Below are 18,760 nucleotides of genomic sequence, written 5' to 3'. Positions count from 1 at the left end.
ATACCCTTCGCCCCTAGAAAAAGCTTTCAGCAATTAACCCTGATTAATTCTTCGGCAACAACTCACCCAAAGCACTGAACAGCCGTTCAATACTCTCCGGACGACTATTATGGCCCATTAAACCAATACGCCAAACCTTGCCCGCCAAATCACCCAAACCGCCACTAATCTCAATATTATAGTTATTCAGTAATTGGTGACGAATTTCGGCTTCTTGCACTCCATCCGGAACCCGAACCGTCGTCAGTGTCGGTAACCGCAACTCCTTGGGCACATGACAGACCAATCCCAAATCAGCCAACCCATCCCAGAGCATTTGGGCATTCTTCTGATGGCGTTCCCATCGGGACTCTAACCCTTCTTCTGCCACCAAACACAGAGCCTCATAGAGAGCATAATTCATATTAATTGGAGCGGTATGGTGATAGGTACGTTCCTTACCCCAATACTTGCTCACCAAGGAAACATCCAAATACCAATTGGCCACTTTGGTGTGCCGATTATGGATCTTATCCAACGCCCGTTGATTCATGGTCAGGGGAGATGCTCCAGGAGGGCAACTTAAACCTTTTTGGCTACAGCTATAGGCTAAATCAATTTTCCAATCGTCAATAAATAAGGGGAAACAACCCAAGCTAGTCACTGTATCTACAACCAGCAAACAGCCAAACTCACGGCACAAATCTCCAACACCTTCCAAGGGTTGACGAACACCTGTTGAAGTTTCTGCATGGACAATACCCAAAATTGCAGGACGGTGAGTAGCAAGAGCAGACCGCAATTCTTCGAGCGAAAATGCTTCTCCCCAAGGCTTGTCAATTTGCCGTACATCCGCTCCATACCGGCCAGCCATATCCACCATACGCCGACCAAAATAGCCCTTAACAGCGACCAAAACCACATCATTGGGTTCTATCGTATTGGCAAATGTCGTTTCCATGGCCGCGCTACCGGTTCCACTGACGGGAATCGTTAAGCTATTATCCGTCTGAAAGGTATAGCGCAATAACTCTTGGATCTCCCCCATCAACTTGAGGAAAGAAGGATCTAAGTGACCGACTTGGGGACGACTCATGGCCTCAATCACCCTTGGGTCAGCATTGGACGGCCCCGCACCCAATAGCAGACGGGGAGGCATCTCTAAACGAGGCGAAGAGAGTTTATGGGAATTATTAATTGCGAGGACAGCGGTCATGGAACTTGTGTGTACTAACTATACGTTGATTGAGCCTAAGAAATCCATCATACCGAACCGCTGTCTTTTATGATATTGCGTGTTGTTAAGTTAGGTTATCTTGCCCCCATGCTCTAAAATCAAGCCAATTTACCGCATTTAGTAGATATATCGATTAGACTCTTAAGTAAATCTAAAGGTTGGTCATTTTTGTCCCTCACTATGCAGGCCGCTCCCGAACAGCCCCTCAAACCCGATCCCCCTCTTCAACTGCTCTTATTTGTTGATAAGCGTCCCTATGCAGGAGAGCAAATTCGACAAATTCGTTGTCATATTCGCAATCTTGCTCAAGATCTAGATTTTGAGCTAATGGTGGTAGATGTGAGCGAACAACCTCAACTGGCGGAAAACTTTAAGGTGGTGGCGACTCCGGCCTTAATTAAAATTCATCCCCAACCGAAGCAAACCTTAGCCGGGGGCAATTTGATTAATCTGATTGATAATTGGTGGCCGCGCTGGGTACAGTCGGTTGAAGAATATGTAGAGCAGAAAGAATTGCTCGATTCAGATTCTTGCAAGCTGAGTTCTTCCATTGCCCATTCTGCTGAACTGATTCGCTTATCGGATGAAATTTTTCGCCTGCGTCAAGAGACGGTGGAGCTAAAGGAGCAATTACAGTTTAAAGACCGGATTATCGCTATGTTAGCCCACGATCTGCGCAATCCTTTAACAGCGGCTGCTTTAGCTGTTGAAACCTTGGAAATTGGCTATCGTGCAGACGATGGCCGCGCTTCCCGGTTTACGGCCACGTTAACGACTCAATTGCTGAAACATGCTCGTACCCAAATTAAAGCAATTGACCGGATGATTACGGATATTCTGCAAGTGGCTAAAGGCAGTAATACGCAAATCCAGGTTCACCCAGAAAAAATAGACCTGAAACCTTTGTTTATGAGAGTTTTAAAGAATTTTGATGAGCGATTGCAGTACAAGTCCCTGAATCTAGAAACGGATGTGCCTCAAGATTTACCTTTGGTCTATGCGGATTCGGAGCGGATTCACCAAGTGATGACTAATTTATTGGATAATGCAATTAAATATACACCACCCAAGGGTTCAATCAAACTCTCTATTCTGCACCGCACGACTCAAAAAATTCAGGTGAGTCTTTGTGATACGGGGCCGGGAATTCCGCCTGAAAAACAGGAAAAGATTTTTGAAGATCGGTTTCGCTTAGAGCGCGATCGCACTAAAGAAGGCTATGGTATTGGTCTGTCCCTCTGTCAGCGCATTATTCTCGCCCATTACGGGCAAATTTGGGTCGAATCTCTGGACAATCAGGGCAGTTGCTTTCACTTTACTCTACCGGTCTACCGTCCTTGAGCCTAACTGTGAAAAAAATTTGCTCTAGGGATTGACTTCTACCAAAATCTTGTGCTACCTTAATTAAGGTTTGGTTTCATTACGACGGGTCGCTAACTCAACGGTAGAGTACTCGGCTTTTAACCGATTAGTTCCGGGTTCGAATCCCGGGCGACCCATAAATTTCTGAAGTAGGGTTGGAAGGTTTTTGGACCCTACAGTTTTTTAAATAAAGCATTATAGCAGCGAAAAGGAGAGTTAGGACATTTTCTATTGCCTATTGCCTCAAACCCTAACCTAAATGTCGTAACTAACTCTTTCTCTGCTATGAATACGCTCTAAAGGATTCAATTCAATCAATCCATGCAGCACCCAAATGACCCAAAATGAACCCGTCAGACCATAGGTGAGAATACAAACCGATCCCAATGTGCCACTCAAGAGTAAGACAACCGGCACAAGTTTTAAGGGAATTTTAGAGCCGAAACAAACCGTAATCACCTTATAGAACAGATAAATAATTAAACTGACTAAGGCTAATAACCACCATTCTTGTTTTGAAATCCAGTCGGTGGGATGGGGAACTAATAACACGCGGAAAATGAATTCTTCTAGGGCTACTGGAATGATTAAAAGGGTCAATCCTCTCCAGAAGCTTGGTACAGAATTGCCCCGAACTAGGGAAGATGACCAAACCTGATGCCAGGATTGCTGAAAAGACTCTCCATTGACCCATTGCCAAAAACTATAACTCCAGGCTAAAACTAGGGCGATCAATGCATATAAACCTAACATTAAAATTAAGATACTCCAATCTCGCCATTCTGGCCGCCCTAACGAGAGCAAAATCCGACCCGCAAGGGTGGAAAGAATGGGGAATTGACCTAAAATCCCGGTAGGGGCAATGGGTTCTATGCTACTATCCCATCCCCCCACTTGATTGGTGCGTAAAAACCAAAGCTGCCCTCCTTGGTCGAGAAAAATTTTGGCCATTCGGTCATAAGCAGGGCGTGGAAGTAAGGTTTGCCAACTTAACAGAGCATTTAATAAATCTTGATCGGTCACAAATCCATTGCGAGCGTTTATTCCAGATAAAAACTGGGCATTTTGTTTCCAATCTTCCCGAACAACGCCTTGAGGAGCAAGGGTCTGGGCTATGTTTTCTCCTAATTCAACTAATTGGGATAAACGTTGGGTTTGGGGGTCATTGGGATGAGCGCGTAACCAAGTGACAATTTTGGGATTGTTGAGGATTTGTTGTTTAATTTGTTCGATGGTAATGTAGAGGGCTTGACTGGAATCTTGGACACAGGAGGTTGCTGGAGTGACTTCTGCTACTCCGGTTCCATCCCCTGTGCGATACCGGGCCATCATGACTTGGAGTTGTATCCAAAATTCGCGGATGGGTGAGATGATTTCACCGTCAAAATTATAGTCCTGGGTTAAGGCATCAAGTTTAATGACTACATCGGAAACGGGGCGAGTTCCTAACCATCCGCGTTGCAGATTTCCCATGTAGTTTGTCCAATTATGGTTTCCGGAAATAATACCATTTGGATTATGGGCGTAAACTTGCTGATAGAGAATGTCAAATTGTAGTTCTTGAGTGAAGGGGTCACGGACAATTTGGGCAATTCCGTAAGCAAAATGACCGGTTACGGTTCCGGCACTAATGGGTTCTCCGTTTTCGCCTCCAATGCCGCCAAAGAGATGCATAACGATCGCATACTCTCCTTCGTTCCAGTATTGCACGGCTTGTTCTGGACGGGTAGCTGTGGGAGAGAGGAGGAGACTTTGGGTTGTTCCTTTGCGCTCTTCGGTGTCTTTCCAGTTGTAGTGTTGAATATAGTCGAGACCGGTTTGGCTGCCCAACAAGATATGATCGGGGTAGAGTTCAAAGAGCGATCGCGGCCTAATCCCTTGTACGATTAATTGTCCCTGTTCGTCCCTAGATCCGTAAATATACCATCCCCGATCGCCCGCAGGAGACTTCTCGATGCCTTCAGGAGTGGATAACCAGCGGCCATTATTATCTAGAGGCTGTTGGGGAATACGGACGGTTCCTTCTGGGCCGTTAAATTCTCCAGTTTCTGAATTGTAGTGTTGAACTCTATACCACTGCGTCCGACAAGGTTTATTCTCTGCACAGGTTGAGGGAAGGGGTTCTAGAATTTTTACTAACCCGTAAAAGCGTCCCGTGACTTGGATGGGTTCTAGAGCTGTTTGTAAAATTGCCGAGTTGGAACTGTTGGGAATGAACTTAACTTCATTTAAACGGACAATTAGATCGTCTTGGGGACGCGCTCCAGCAAGGGACTGGAGGGGCCCAACTTGGGTGCGACCCTGAAGACGGGTGGGGATAACATTGCCTTGATTATAGTTTTCTAGGGCGCGATCGCTCAAGTTAACATCTGTAGTCACGATGTTGACATACTCAGCAATCCGGGGAGTATCCTGCCATTCTAAGCGCACGGTTTTTCCTTGCCAAGCTTTCGCCTCTGGTGGCGTATGATACAGCTCTATCCAAGCCCAATCCGCAATAGACGAATCGGGAATAACGGTTTCCAATTCTTCAGTAGAGGGTAAAATCAACCGCCCTAACCATTCTCCCGTGCTGCGATAGTAGGGAGCAGTAATGGGTTGCACTGTAGGATAGAACCCAACCTGATTAAACGGTGCTTCGAGACTGAGGGAATAACTGGAGCGTTGCGTTGTTTGAGAGGAGGCAGTAAGAGCAACTAGAGCCACTGCTATTATACTCAAAAGTGCCCGACCCATCCATCGTCTTATGTGTGTTGTTTTGCGCTGACCCATTGGCGATCGCCTACCTTTCCACATCGTTGTCCCTTATCATAGGCAATATAGGAGTTCTAAAACCAGAGCGTTTATGAGTGAAGTATCTCCATCCATAGAACTATATATGGGCGATCAAGGCCAGTTAGTCATTCCTGCACCCTTGCAACAAAAGTTAGGAGTTGAGAGTGGCGATCGCTTGCTTGTTCGTATGGAAGGGGGAAAGTTGGTACTCGAAAAACCAGAAGCGATCAAGCAACGGTTGAAAGCTCGATTTGCCAATGTCCCCCAAAATCGTAGCTTAGTTGATGAGTTGTTAGCAGAGCGGCGTAATGAAACACAAAAGGACGTAATTGAATGACGGTGGTAGTTTTAGATGCTTCAGCTTTATTAGCTTATCTGAAAGGAGAGCCAGGAGAGGATATTGTTGATCGGGTATTAGCAGAATCGGTTATATCCACTGTAAATTGGGCTGAAGTAGTACAAAAGTCGATTGCCGCAGGTGCAGATATAGAGGGGATGCTGTCTGATTTACAGGCTTTAGGATTGAGGATAGAACCGTTTACGGTAGAAGACGCTGACAGAGCAGCAAGATTATGGCAACAAACCAGACAAGTGGGATTATCTCTAGGAGATCGAGCCTGTTTAAGTTTAGGATGGCGTTTGGGAGTTCCTATTTTCACGAGCGATCGCGCTTGGGCTAATCTCAATCTTCCTCTGGATGTGCGAGTCATTCGTTGATATTTGCGCTATTACCATAACATCATGCCACATGTCCCGCCGAGAAAGCTCATCGTTTGGCTAGAAGATAGAACTGCACCATCTTTAACGCCAATTCCAAGCTTGTCGGTCTACTCCTACCAATTATCTCAATTCCAATTCACCTCAATGATTCATTCGCTGGCTTTTTGGATATTCTTGTTGAGTGTATTAATCACTTCCCCTTTACTGATTCGCACCAGTTGATAGACCCCTTGTTGGCCTAAAATTTCATACTGTTGGGGTTCAAATTCCATGCTGGTGAAGTTTTTTAGTTCTCCTAAAATGAGCAAAGTTTCAGGAGTTTCTGGATCTTGGATCAGGTTGCCGAGGGTAACAAGAGATTGTTGAGAATGATGGCCGTAGATGACGGTGTTTTCAGTATAGAAGGTAAGGCTAGGTTTCCAAAAACCGATCATCACCAGGGGTTCGCTCGGTTGTTGGGTTTGGGTGACCGTTTGGGCGAGTTCGCGCAGAGGCAGTTGTCGCTGTTGATCCATGATCTCGGTCATGGGGGTAACGATAAAGATCATAAAGGCTGCAAAAGCGATCGCATTAACCGTCCATAATCCGCGCCACCATTTGCCCAGTAGAACAATAAATAAGACGATCGCCAGAATCGTATAATGCCATGTAAATTGTAAGAGAAAACCCAATTCCTGTAAGATTGTCCCCAAGTTAGGCATGGCGGGGTCGTTGCCTAAGGCAGGAGCAGCGAAAGGGGCAAGGGTTGCTAGGGCTAAACAGAGGATAATATTGGCAATACCGCTCCAGAAAAGTCCAAGGTTGAAGCGTTTCGAGTTGCCAGCTTCCGGTGCGCTCCAAACCAGAGCAACGAGAATACCGCAGGCTGGCATCAGAGGGAGGACGTAGCTGGGCAGTTTGGTAACGGCAATGGTGAAGAAGCCAAAAATGCAGATAAACCAGAAGAAGGCAAAGATGCGTAAATGCTGGCTGCGGGGTTGCCGCAACCAGGAGCGACGCTGCCAAAAGCGGGTTTTGAAGAGGGCGACGGGAAGATAAACGGACCAGGGGAAAAAGCCGACGAAAATGGTGGGAATGTAGAAATAAAACGGTGCGGAGTGGTTATTAACGACGCTGGTAAAGCGCTCGATGTTGTGATAACCAAAAAAGGAGTTGATATAGTCCCAACCATTCGCCCAAGTGACGAGGATATACCAGGGCAGAGTGAGGGCAAAAAACAGAAGAACGCCCCCTTTCAGGTTCATTTCCCCTAAGACCAGCTTCAGGTTGCCCATGTAGGCTAAAAAGCAGACAATGATTAAGCTGGGCAGGACTATACCCACGGGGCCTTTCGTGAGGACAGCGAGGGCACAGAAGGCATAAAAGGCTTGATACCAGCGTTGTTTAGCTTGCCGTTCTGGAGTCGCGTAGGCAAAGAAGAAGGCCAAGAGGGCAGAACCAATGCCGGCACTCAGGAGCATGTCCGAGACTCCCATCCTCGCCCAGGCAATGGTTTGCACATTCATCACGATCGCCGTTCCACCAATGCAACCGGCGATCGCAAAGGGTTGGGTTTGTCCTGGGGAGCCTCCAAAGCGGCGCAGGGTGTAAAATCCAAACCAACCCAGGAATATCGCAGCTAGAGCCGAAGGTAGGCGCACTGCCCAAGAGTTCACGCCAATCGCCTGATAACAGAGGGCGATCGCCCAATAGATCAGGGGCGGCTTATCAAACCGAGTTTCGCCATTAAAATAGGGGGTAATCCAATCTCCCGTCACCGTCATTTGCCGGGCTGCTTCGGCAAACAGAGGTTCAGTTTCATCCACCAAACCGATCTCGCCCAAGTTCCAAATCGTGGCAATGATGCCCATAGTCATGAGCCAAACTAAGCAGATCGTTGAGGCGATCGCCAGTTGAGGGGGTTTTGCTTTCTTCGTGGGTAACGACTCACCCATAACGGCTGCTCCCAAGTCCGTAAGTTATGCGATCTGACATTATACAACTCCCCCCAAGCATCTTTATTCACTCAATTTTTCCGGAATCTCAATCATAAACACAGTTCCTTTCCCCAATTCTGATTCACAAGACAATTGACCACCATGTTGATCCACAATAATGGAATAACTGGTGGATAAACCCAAACCCGTCCCCGATCCGACCTCTTTAGTTGTAAAAAATGGATCAAATATTCGCTTCATGTTCTCCGGAGCAATCCCCAGCCCATTATCAGCAATCCGAATTCGGATTTTACCCTGAGCTAAACCTTGAGTTTCAATTGTAATTCGGGGAACTTCACCATAACCTTCTAACGCATCAAGAGCATTATTAAGTAAATTTAGGAAGACTTGGTTTAACAAACCGGGATAACACTCAACAAAAGGCAATTTAGCGTATTTTTTAATCACCTGAATTCCATTCAATCTATTTTCAACCATAACCAACGTGCTATCCAGCCCTTCATGGATATCAACCTGTTTTTGGTTTGACTGATCCAAGTGAGAAAAATCCTTCAAAGACTTGACAATATTACCAATTCGATTAATTCCATACTTCATGGACTTAATCACATCTGGGAAATCTTTTTTCATGAAATCCAGATCGATCTCCTCCGATCGCTGTAAGATTTCTGGACTGGAATTCCGACAGTTATCCTGATATAAACCAATCAAATCCATCAAGTCATCCACATATTCTTGAGTGCAATTGAGATTCCCCATAATAAAATTAGCTGGATTGTTAATTTCATGAGCAATCCCAGCAACCAACTTTCCTAAGCTCGACATCTTTTCGGTTTGAATCAGTTGAGCCTGTGTTTGCCTCAATTCTTGGAGTGTATCTTCTAATTCTTCTGCTTTTTTTCTATATTCATCAGATAAGACGCGCAGGGTTTCGAGTTGGCATAACTGAATTTGAGTTCTAATCCTAGCCAAAAGTTCTTTTTGGTGTATGGGCTTAGTTAAATAATCATTTGCCCCAGCTTCCAAACCGGTAACAACATCCGTGATTTGATTTTTAGCTGTTAGCAGCAAAATAGGCAACTCATCCAAACCATAGGTTTCCCTCAGTTTTTCACAAACTTCATATCCGGTCATCCGAGGCATCATCACATCCAGTAACATCAAATCAGGTTTATTCTCTGAGTTGATCAGATCGAGAGCTTGTTGTCCATTATTTGCTTGAATCACGCGATAACTATACGGGCTAAGATAATTCACCAGAACCTGCAAATTTACCGGTTCATCATCCACCACTAAAATCGTCCAGTTATTTCCCCGAGCTGAAAGTTCTAAGTCCGGTTGATCTTGATCGGTGGCTAAGGATATCTTTGGATTGACTACAGCTAAAGAGCTGACTGCCTGTATCTGAGATCGCTCGGAACTCTCTTGTTGTGCAGAAATCGGCAAAGTAAACTTAAATTGAGAGCCTACCCCCACTTCTGATTGAACCCTAATCTCACCTCCATGTAACTCTACTAATTTCTTAGTAATAGCTAGTCCTAAACCTGTACCGCTATATTGTCTATCGGTTGAGCTATCTGCTTGCTCAAAAGATTCAAAAATTCGGTCTAATTTATCTGCTGGAATACCGATACCCGTATCACTAACCGTTACCACGACCTGGGCGCGATCGATGGAATTTTGATCGACTTCTGCTGAGACTTTAATTTCACCTGTATCCGTAAACTTGATCGCATTACCAATCAGATTATGCATGATTTGTTGCAATCGATTTTCATCCGCATCTACCAGAGGAAGATCCCAAGAAATTTCATTAATTAGCTTTATATCTTTGTGAATAATTAAGGTTTGACTAATAGCAAGTATGACTTCAGTGATTACACCCAAACTCACTGGCTTAACTTGTAACTTTATCTCTTTGTACCTGAGCTTTGAAAAATCCAAAATATCATTAATCAAGTTCGCCAGTCGTCTGCCACTCGCTACAATTAAAGATAAATTTTCATGGGTTGTTGTGGACAGGGAATTATTGGGATTCCCCATTAAAGATTCCGCAATTCCAATAATTCCATTGAGAGGAGTTCGCAATTCATGAGACGTATTAGCTAAGAAATCATTTTTAATTTGGTCAAGTCGATGTAATTCTTTATTTTTAATCTCTAACTCTTGAATAAAACGCTTCCGTTCTAATTCTGCTTGTTTTCGATCCCTAATATCCTGGAATGCTGTAATTGCATAAATTATCTGTCCTTCTTCATCAAAAATGGGAGTCGCCCAAACCTCAATGGGAATCACTTGATCGCTCTGATGTAGTTCGAGATCGTCGATATAAACAGTTTCTCCTTGCAAAGCTAACATAGCTGGCAGTTTTTCCTGTGGACAGGGGAGATCCGTTCCGGCTAGATAAATCTGATTTTCTTCAGAACGTTCTGTGGTCTCTGCACTCAAGTCCTCATCTTGATTTAGGATTTGTTTTCCTCTGCGATTAAAATAGGAGACTTGACCACTCACTTCATGCAGTGCAATACCAACTGGAACCGCTTCTAAAATTTGTTTAACCCGCTTTTCAGAAGCTTCTAAATTGGCATAAGATGCTTTCAATTGAGCTGCCATATTATTAAACGCTCGTCCCAAAACTCCCAATTCATCTTTCCGGTCAATATTAACGGGTTCATTAAATTTTCCTTCGGACAAAGCTTGGGCTGCCTCTTTGAGAGATAAAATGGGTTCAGTGACCCAACGAGCCGTAATTAAACCCGTCAGTAAGCTCGCCAATAGAGCGGCAATACTCAGTCCCAATGTATAGAGGTTATTTTTCTTAATTTGTTCTATAAAATCTGCTTCTGGGATGGTCACTACAATCAGCCAATCTAAACCTTGCTCATCCTGAAGACGACTGACCTTCACAAAGTGCCGTTCATTCTCAAACTGGAATTCCAGTTGTTGGGACATATTAATGGTATTTGTTGTCAGATATTCTTCCAAGTATGCAGCAGTTGCTTGAACCAATGCATTCTGACTTTCAGTTCCCGAAATTCTAGTTTGCTCTCCATCAACTAACTTAAAGGGTTTTTCGGTTGTAGAGCTGGACACTAACATACCATCAGCTTCAATGATGAATGTTTCTCCCGTTTTACCCACTTCTAATTCTTGGAGGAAATCGTTGACTTGTCTGAGGACCGTGTTAACCGATAAAACTCCTAACAATTGGTTCTGCTGATCGTAGATGGGAACACTATTGGCAATGACCAACTCTGCATCATGTTTGGTAATGTAAATTTGACTCCAAATGGATTGTCCTGCGGCTACGGCATCTTGGTACCAAGGTCTGGCTCGAGGGTCGTAACCTAGGTTGTTGAGACCTTCTAGTTCAAGTTGATTGGTATCGGGATTGAGAATATAGCGTTTAACATGAGGATCGATCGCTGGATCTAAGATATCTATTTTAACTAAACCATCTTTATCTAAAATGGCTCCAGCATAGCGTCCTCCCAATTCTATTCCCATGCAAATATTACTGGCTGTGCTTACCCATTTATGTTCTTGCCAAAAAAAACGAGCCATCGATTCTACGTCATCTAAGCTCAATTTTCCCAGTTTTATTGCATCTTCATTTATTGTATTGATTAGAATAGGAGTCTCTCTATAATGCTCTAAATGCTGTTCAATTCGATTTGTAATTTCACTTTGTAACTGTGTGGCAAGATTGTTGACTGCTTTCTGACCATTGCGATAGGAAAGATAACCTATTAGACCAACAGTAGTACAAAGTTGAATCACAAAAGGAAGCACTAAAACCGTCTGTAGTGGAATTTGGGCTAGGTTTTTACTCACAAATTTCGGTAAAGCCTTCATGGTGGTTAATGAATCGATTAACACTTTGATGTGCCTTCTATCTTATTCAATTTTTTAGGTTTAGCAAGAGTTGCAGTGTAAAACTTTGTAAAATCGTTTTCATGAATTATGGGGGATGATATCCGTGAATTTCCCCGTAAAATTAGGGTGCATTATTTGTGAAAATAACGCACCCTAGCCCATTAGGAAGGACTGGTTTCGAGCATGAGTTTGGAGCGTTTCAGAGGTTCAGGGATGGCGATGGGATAATTGCCAGTGAAACAAGCAGAACAGAAGTTACTTTGATGATCTCCTGTGGCGTGATGCATGGCTTCCCAACTCAGGTAAGCTAAAGAATCTACACCAATTTGTTGGCAAATGTCATCTACAGATTTAGTTGCGGCAATGAGTTGATCTTGATTGTCGGTGTCAATGCCATAGAAACAGGGATGAGTGACGGGAGGGGAGGAAATTCGCATATGAACTTCTGTCGCTCCTGCATCGCGGATAGCTTTGACCAGTTTCTTACTGGTGGTTCCCCGCACAATAGAGTCATCGACTAAAATAATCCGTTTTCCAGAGAGGACATCTTTGAGGGGGTTAAGTTTCATGCGAATCCCAGATTCGCGCATCGCTTGGGTGGGTTGAATAAATGTGCGACCCACATACCGGTTTTTAATTAACCCTTCGGCAAAGGGAATACCGGAAACTTCCGAAAATCCGATCGCCGCTGGAATTCCTGAATCGGGTACACCAATTACTAAATCGGCATCTGTAAAGGACTCTTTGGCTAAATAATGACCCAACCGTTTGCGATAGGTATAGATGGTCTCTTCCTCGACTACACTATCGGGACGAGAGAAGTAAATCATCTCGAAGATACAGAGTTTGGGTTGGGGTTTTTGGGCCCAATGGAAGGAGGCTAACCCTTCTTCGGTGATCCAAACCAGTTCACCAGGTTCGACATCCCGCAAATATTCCGCGCCAATAATATCTAGGGCACAAGTTTCTGAGGCCAATACATACCGACAGGGATTTTGTCCCAATGTGCCAATCACCAGGGGCCGGATACCATGGGGGTCGCGGACTCCCATAATGCCGTCTGGCGTGCCAATGACTAAACTATAAGCCCCTTGGCAATAGTTAAACGCCGAGATCGCCCCATCTAACCAATCTTTACCTCGATCTACTTCTGTGGCCATGGCCAAGGCAATCATTTCTGAGTCTGTTGTGGTCAAAAACGTATGATCGTTTTGGGTCAGTTTTTCCCGCAGTTCCACAACATTGACAATATTTCCATTGTGTGCTAGAGCTAGAGACCCTAGCCGAGTCTCGACGATCGCCGGTTGGGCATTAGCCGCCCGTGAGGAGCCAGTTGTGGAATAGCGGACATGACCTACCGCGCTTTCCCCCACTAAACGATTGAGGATTGATTCATTAAAGACTTGGGAGACTAAACCCATATCTTTATGGTGATTCACTTGTCTATTGCTAAAGGTAGCAATGCCTGCGGATTCTTGTCCCCGATGTTGGAGGGCATAAAGACCAAAATAGGTGAGTTTGGCCACCTCTTCTGAGGGGGCGTATACGCCAAACACACCACAAGCTTCCTGGGGTTTATCAGCATGATTGGGATTCAAAACATCAAGCTCCATAGGTTCGATGGGGGTAGTATGCGGTATCACGTTGTTAGTTTTGTTTGTCTGAATTTAGGGTAGCTTAGATTGAAAAGGCAAGAGGGAATGGGGAAAGGCAATGGGCAATAGGCAATGGGCAATAGGCAATGGGCAATAGGCAACAGGGAATAAGTGCTTGGTTTGACACAATATGTAGGGGCGAAAAATTTTTCGCCCCTACATCAGGATTTAACCCTGGCCTAGCTAATTTTATTTTAAGGTTTTCTTAACAAATTGCCATAAAGCATTTAATCTGATTTCCTGATGGAAGAGATTGGACGATGAGGGGGTACACAGACTCCCTATTTCCCATTCCCTCAAACGTGCAGACGACGGGGGATAGCTTGTTGGTGGCGATCTCCCATTTCGGAGACCGTAGCCGTTAAAATGCTCTTAATCTCTAGGCTCTCTGCTTGCACTGTTCCCAGACTCTGCCATTGATGGGGCAGTTGTTCTTGAAGATAGGCTTCCCAAGTCTCCATATACTCTGGCGCAACGGATACCACAATTCGAGCTAATCCTTCCCCAAACCAACTCAGATCCAGGCGTTGCTCACCTGAGTGAAACTCAATCTGCGCTCCTAAGCCTCCCGCAATACACGATTCTGCCAGGGCAACCGCTAACCCCCCTTCGGCGCAATCATGGGCTGAGTTTACCCATCCCTGACGAATGCCATGGCGACAGGCAGCTTGGACTCGGCGTTCCAAGTCAAAATCCACGGTTGGCGGTTGTCCAGCGACAGTGTGGTGCAAACTAGCGAGATATTCGGAGCCGCCCAAGGTCGGATTGACACCTGAACCTAATAAGTAGATGCGATCGCCGTCTTGTTGCCATCCTTGACCGCAAATGCTCGATAAATCAGGCACTAACCCCACCATTCCCACTACAGGTGTGGGATAAATCGGTTGTGGATTTCCGTCGCTATCGAGAGTCTCGTTATACAGGGACACATTCCCCCCAGTTACTGGAGTCGAGAATTCCCCACAGGCTTCCGAGAGTCCTCGACAGGCTTCAGCCAGTTGCCAATAACCGATGGGTTTTTCGGGAGAGCCAAAATTCAGATTATCGGTGACGGCAATGGGTTCTGCCCCCACACAGCTTAGATTTCGTGCCGCTTCTGCAACAGTCGCTTTTGCTCCTTCGTAGGGGTTGAGATAGACGTAGCGCGAGTTACAATCGACGGTAGCAGCAACACCAGACTGCACAGGGGGCAACGGTTGAGGTTCAGCGCTGTCATTCACGGGACGCAGCCGAACAATCGAGGCATCTGCACCTCCCGGAAAAACCACCGTGTTATTCTGTACCTGATGGTCATATTGGCGATAGACCCATTGCTTAGAGGCGATCGTCGGTGTATCCAAAAGCTCCAGCAGGCAATCTTTCCAGGACTTGAACTCGCCCCCGATTTCAATCCCTTCCGCCCCACACTCCGGCAGTTGAGCCTCCGTCCATTGCCAGGCAGTCTGGGCATATTCCGGCGGCTCGCTCATCAATTCATGGTGGTAAATGGGCGTATTATCCGACAAAGCCGTAGCCGTAATTTCCGCCGCCGTTTGCCCTTCAAACAGAATCCGCACAATCGGTTCATCAATCACTTCTCCCGCAACCACAGCTTGCAGTCCCCAACGGTGGAAAATGTCGATCAACTCCTGCTCCCGCCCCTTGTATGCCACAAATAACATCCGCTCCTGGGATTCCGACAGTAAATACTCGTAGGGAACCATGCCGGTTTCGCGCACCGGAATTTTGTCCAGATCCAGCTCAATTCCAACACCGCCTTTCGCCGCCATTTCTGAGGTGGAACAGGTAATTCCGGCGGCTCCCATATCCTGAGCGGCAACCACTGCACCGGTTTTGAAGGCTTCCAGACAGGCTTCAATTAGGGATTTTTCTAGGAATGGATCGCCCACTTGTACTGCGGGGCGATCGTCCATGGAGCTTTCACTGAGTTCAGCACTGGCAAAACTTGCCCCTCCCATGCCATCGCGCCCCGTGGTGGAACCCACGTAGAGAACTGGGTTCCCCGTACCAGAAGCTCCTGATTTAACAATTTCTGGGGTTTCCATCAAGCCCAGTGCCATGACATTCACCAAGGGATTCCCGGTATAAGCAGGGTCAAAATAGACTTCACCACCCACAGTCGGTACGCCTACGCTGTTCCCATAATGGGCAATACCATCGACAACACCCGTAAAAATACGGCGATTTCGGGTATCTTCTAGGGAACCAAACCGCAGGGAGTTGAGGACAGCAATGGGGCGAGCGCCCATGGTAAAGATGTCGCGGAGGATACCCCCAACTCCAGTGGCTGCCCCTTGAAAGGGTTCGATCGCCGAGGGATGATTATGGGACTCAATTTTAAACGCTAATCGCAGTCCATCACCGAGATCGACGACTCCAGCGTTTTCTCCAGGACCGACGAGGATGCGATCGCCTTTTGTCGGAAACTGACTCAGCAGCGGCCGGGAGTTTTTGTAGCAACAATGCTCCGACCACATCACCCCAAACATCCCCAATTCCGCCTTGTTGGGGTGTCTACCGAGGCGTTGGACAATTTCCTCATATTCCGAGGGTTTCAGCCCCTCAGAGGCAATATCTTGGGGGGAAAACGGACAGTCAGAAGGTGCAGCCATGATCGTTCGCAGCAGAGAGTGCGTCTCTGATTTTAGGGCAAAAGTGAGAAATCCTATCACTAGAGTTTGTGAAGGTTCGTTTGAATCAATATAATTAAGGATGAACAATAATTGTTATCAAAACTTGATTATGGATGAGAATGAGCATTATGCGTACTTCACGATTACAGGATCGTTTAACCCAGATGAAATAACCAGGCGTGTAGGCATTGCACCAACGCGTTGCTGGTCTAAGGGAGATATTAACCCTAAAACTCATCTTGAGCGTAAGTTCAGTCGTTGGTCACTCTATTCTAGGTTAGATCGTAAAGAAGAATTAGAGACTCATGTTAGTGATGTATTGATACAATTAGAGCAGAATTCTGAAGCCTTTCAAAATATCTCTCAAGAATTCGAGGCTTGTATGGAGCTAGTGGGTTACTTTAGAGTCAGCTATCCTGATCTTTATTTTGAAAGAGATATGATTGAAAAACTGGCAAAGTATTCACTAGAAGTAAGTTTTGATTTTTATTACCTTTACTCAGATCGAAGAGAAGATACCTAGTTGGCAGAAGCGTTATTTTTTTTAGATAATACCTCATATTTTATCCAGTAAAACTATTGATATAAGATCGGACCTGCAATCAACAGTGATAACTTATTGGTATTTTTAAATAACAGAAGCACTTCAAGTTACCAAACGATCGCCGTTCGAGACACTTTTAGGGCAAAACAAGAAACCCAAGAGAGCGATCGCCAATTCGCCGAACAAGTTTTTTCACAGGTGACCGATCTTTTTCACTCATTTGAAGGTTGAGGCCAAATATAAATCAATCCTGAAATCCAGGTTAAGGCAACAGCACTCCAAAAGAGGATTAAGATGGGCAGAGTCCAAGAAACTGGAGTTGGGGCAATTAAGAAAGCAATAGCAGCAATTTGCACTACCGTTTTCAGCTTGCCCCAGATATTCGCACCAGAAACAGTGGTTTGATTGACTCGCCATCCGGCGATCGCCAATTCCCGCGCTAAAACTAGAAATACTCCCCAAGCTGGGACTTCCCCCAACTCCACCAAAGATAACAACGGCGCTAACACCAACAGCTTATCCACCAAAGGGTCTAAAAACTTACCCATCTCGCTGACTTGATTTAAGCGCCTGGCCAAATAGCCATCTAACCAGTCCGTTCCCGCAGCTACCAAAAACACCGCCAAACAAAACCAGCGATACTCTACCGTCGGTTCGAGCAACCCATAGAGCAGAAACGGAACCCCCAGCAAGCGAGAAAACGTAATCCAATTCGGAAGAGTCATATCAATTAAAAATTTAAAACTTTGACATCCTCTCCCCCCTCCGCTCCGCTAAAGGGGGGAGATTCCCTAGAATAGCGATAACTGCTCATATCTAGGAGCGGTTGACGCTTCACGCGATAGTGCTGTCTTAGAGACAGTCTTACCCTTTCCTCCACGTCCGTTTACAGTCTCGGGGTGTCCCCCCGCGACTTTGATATTTTTCGCCGCATTCACGTCCCGATCGTGGGTTTCGCCACACCAAAGACAAGTCCATTCGCGGATAGAAAGCTCTTTCTTACCTCCCTTCTCACCACAACACGAACAGGTTTGACTTGTAGGTTCCCATCGGTCGATAACGCGAAATTCGCGACCGTATTTATCGGCTTTATTATCCAGCATGGTTCTGAATTCTCGCCATCCCAAGTCACTGATAGCGCGGGATAGTTTGCGATTTTTGACCATACCAGAAACGTTCAAATCTTCCAGTGCAACGGATTGGTTTTCTCGTATTATTCTGGTTGATAGTTTGTGCAAGAAGTCTGTACGAACGTCTTTTATTTTGGCGTGCAGTTTGGCAACCTTCCTGCGAGCGGCTTCACGCCGTTTGCTGCCTTTTTGCTTCCTTGAAAGTTGGCGTTGCAGCTTTCTCAGACGCTTTAAATTCTTCTTTAACGGCTTCGGTGCTTTGACCTTTTCGCCATTATCGAAAGTTGCAAAATCGGTGATACCCAAGTCAATGCCGCAACTCTTCTCGGTCTTGGGTAGGGGGTCGGGTACGATCTCCACCACGAAACTGAGGAAATACCTGTCAGGACTATCTTTAACCATTGTCACTGATGAAGGCTCTGAGGGTAATTCTTGACTCCAAACAATTTTTACCTTGCCGATTTTCGCGAGATAAACATTATGTTGGTGAACCTTAAATCCCCCACGAGTGAACCGTGCTGACTGCTTCGATTTTCGCTTTTTGAATCGTGGAGGTCTGATTTTTTGACCTTTACGTTCTCCTTGGCAGGACTTGAAAAAGTTGCTGTAGGCTTGATTCAAATCATTAAGAGACTGTTGCAGGGGAATTGCAGATACTTCTCCTAGCCATTCTTTTTCTTCGGTCTTCTTAGCCTGAGTGATGAACTGTTTCTGAAGTTCTCCGTTCTTGGGCTTCTTCTCTCCTTTTTTATGTTGTTCTATACAGAAAGCCAGTGCATCATTCCACACGACTCTGACACAGCCAAATAGTTGAGAAAAGGCTGTTTTTTGTGGCTGATTTGGGTAGATTCGATATTTATAACGAGCTTTCATGAGATGATTTTATCACAACTTTTTGGTTTTTCTCTCAAT

The 18,760-nt window shown here is 45.5% G+C and carries 13 protein-coding genes and 1 tRNA gene; 6 read left to right on the top strand and 8 right to left on the bottom strand.

The annotated features are described in order from the left end of the window. Positions 1 to 43: 43 nt before the first annotated feature. A complete protein-coding gene (locus J7529_RS02220; protein WP_271943124.1) occupies positions 44 to 1,195 on the bottom strand; it encodes a pyridoxal-phosphate-dependent aminotransferase family protein in 1,152 nt (383 codons plus the stop codon). Positions 1,196 to 1,396: 201 nt separating this feature from the next. Between J7529_RS02220 and J7529_RS02215 the strand changes: the two genes are divergently transcribed. Both J7529_RS02215 and J7529_RS02210 read left to right on the top strand, forming a co-directional pair. Next, the gene (locus tag J7529_RS02215; protein WP_318727641.1) at positions 1,397 to 2,557 is read left to right on the top strand and encodes a histidine kinase; all 1,161 of its coding nucleotides are present in this window, start codon (positions 1,397 to 1,399) and stop codon (positions 2,555 to 2,557) included. Positions 2,558 to 2,643: 86 nt separating this feature from the next. Beyond that, a tRNA-Lys gene (locus J7529_RS02210) sits at positions 2,644 to 2,715 on the top strand. A gap of 118 nt (positions 2,716 to 2,833) precedes the next feature. On the opposite strand, the gene J7529_RS02205 is transcribed toward J7529_RS02210, so the two are convergent. Next, positions 2,834 to 5,374: a type II CAAX prenyl endopeptidase Rce1 family protein gene (locus J7529_RS02205; protein WP_318727640.1), complete on the bottom strand. Its 2,541-nt coding sequence runs from the start codon at positions 5,372 to 5,374 to the stop codon at positions 2,834 to 2,836. Between the two features lie 49 nt (positions 5,375 to 5,423). On the opposite strand from J7529_RS02205, the gene J7529_RS02200 reads away from it, so the two are divergent. Next, entirely contained in the window at positions 5,424 to 5,690 is a 267-nt protein-coding gene (locus J7529_RS02200; protein WP_271943133.1) for an AbrB/MazE/SpoVT family DNA-binding domain-containing protein, read from the top strand. Beyond that, positions 5,687 to 6,070: a PIN domain-containing protein gene (locus J7529_RS02195; protein ID WP_271943136.1), complete on the top strand. Its 384-nt coding sequence runs from the start codon at positions 5,687 to 5,689 to the stop codon at positions 6,068 to 6,070. Before J7529_RS02200 ends, J7529_RS02195 begins: the two co-directional genes overlap by 4 nt. A 152-nt stretch (positions 6,071 to 6,222) precedes the next feature. On the opposite strand, the gene J7529_RS02190 is transcribed toward J7529_RS02195, so the two are convergent. The 4 genes from J7529_RS02190 to purL all read right to left on the bottom strand — a co-directional run bounded on the left by J7529_RS02190 (position 6,223) and on the right by purL (position 16,153). Beyond that, positions 6,223 to 8,007: a glycosyltransferase family 39 protein gene (locus J7529_RS02190; protein WP_318727639.1), complete on the bottom strand. Its 1,785-nt coding sequence runs from the start codon at positions 8,005 to 8,007 to the stop codon at positions 6,223 to 6,225. Positions 8,008 to 8,070: 63 nt separating this feature from the next. After that, positions 8,071 to 11,865, bottom strand: coding sequence for an ATP-binding protein (locus J7529_RS02185; protein WP_318727638.1), 3,795 nt, complete (start codon positions 11,863 to 11,865; stop codon positions 8,071 to 8,073). A 182-nt stretch (positions 11,866 to 12,047) separates the two neighbouring features. Then, entirely contained in the window at positions 12,048 to 13,499 is a 1,452-nt protein-coding gene (gene purF / locus J7529_RS02180; protein WP_318727637.1) for an amidophosphoribosyltransferase, read from the bottom strand. 338 nt (positions 13,500 to 13,837) lie between these two features. Then, on the bottom strand, positions 13,838 to 16,153 hold the full coding sequence (purL, locus tag J7529_RS02175; RefSeq protein ID WP_318727636.1) for a phosphoribosylformylglycinamidine synthase subunit PurL: 2,316 nt from the start codon (positions 16,151 to 16,153) through the stop codon (positions 13,838 to 13,840). A gap of 130 nt (positions 16,154 to 16,283) precedes the next feature. Here purL and J7529_RS02170 point away from each other — a divergent pair, with 130 nt between their 5' ends. Both J7529_RS02170 and J7529_RS02165 read left to right on the top strand, forming a co-directional pair. Then, on the top strand, positions 16,284 to 16,697 hold the full coding sequence (locus tag J7529_RS02170) for a DUF4279 domain-containing protein (protein ID WP_318727635.1): 414 nt from the start codon (positions 16,284 to 16,286) through the stop codon (positions 16,695 to 16,697). A 96-nt stretch (positions 16,698 to 16,793) separates the two neighbouring features. Continuing rightward, a complete protein-coding gene (locus tag J7529_RS02165) occupies positions 16,794 to 16,949 on the top strand; it encodes a hypothetical protein (RefSeq protein WP_318727634.1) in 156 nt (51 codons plus the stop codon). On the opposite strand, the gene pgsA is transcribed toward J7529_RS02165, so the two are convergent. After that, entirely contained in the window at positions 16,931 to 17,443 is a 513-nt protein-coding gene (gene pgsA / locus J7529_RS02160; RefSeq protein ID WP_318727633.1) for a CDP-diacylglycerol--glycerol-3-phosphate 3-phosphatidyltransferase, read from the bottom strand. The genes J7529_RS02165 and pgsA overlap by 19 nt on opposite strands. Before the next feature lie 66 nt (positions 17,444 to 17,509). After that, positions 17,510 to 18,721 carry an RNA-guided endonuclease TnpB family protein gene (locus J7529_RS02155; RefSeq protein WP_318727632.1) on the bottom strand — a complete coding sequence of 404 codons (1,212 nt, stop codon included), beginning with the start codon at positions 18,719 to 18,721 and terminating at the stop codon, positions 17,510 to 17,512. Positions 18,722 to 18,760: the final 39 nt, after the last annotated feature.

The organism is Roseofilum sp. Guam (genome assembly GCF_017746735.1).
GTDB lineage: Bacteria > Cyanobacteriota > Cyanobacteriia > Cyanobacteriales > Desertifilaceae > Roseofilum > Roseofilum reptotaenium.
The sequence above is the reverse complement of the archived record's forward strand: the minus strand, read 5'-3'. Positions and strand labels throughout refer to the sequence as shown.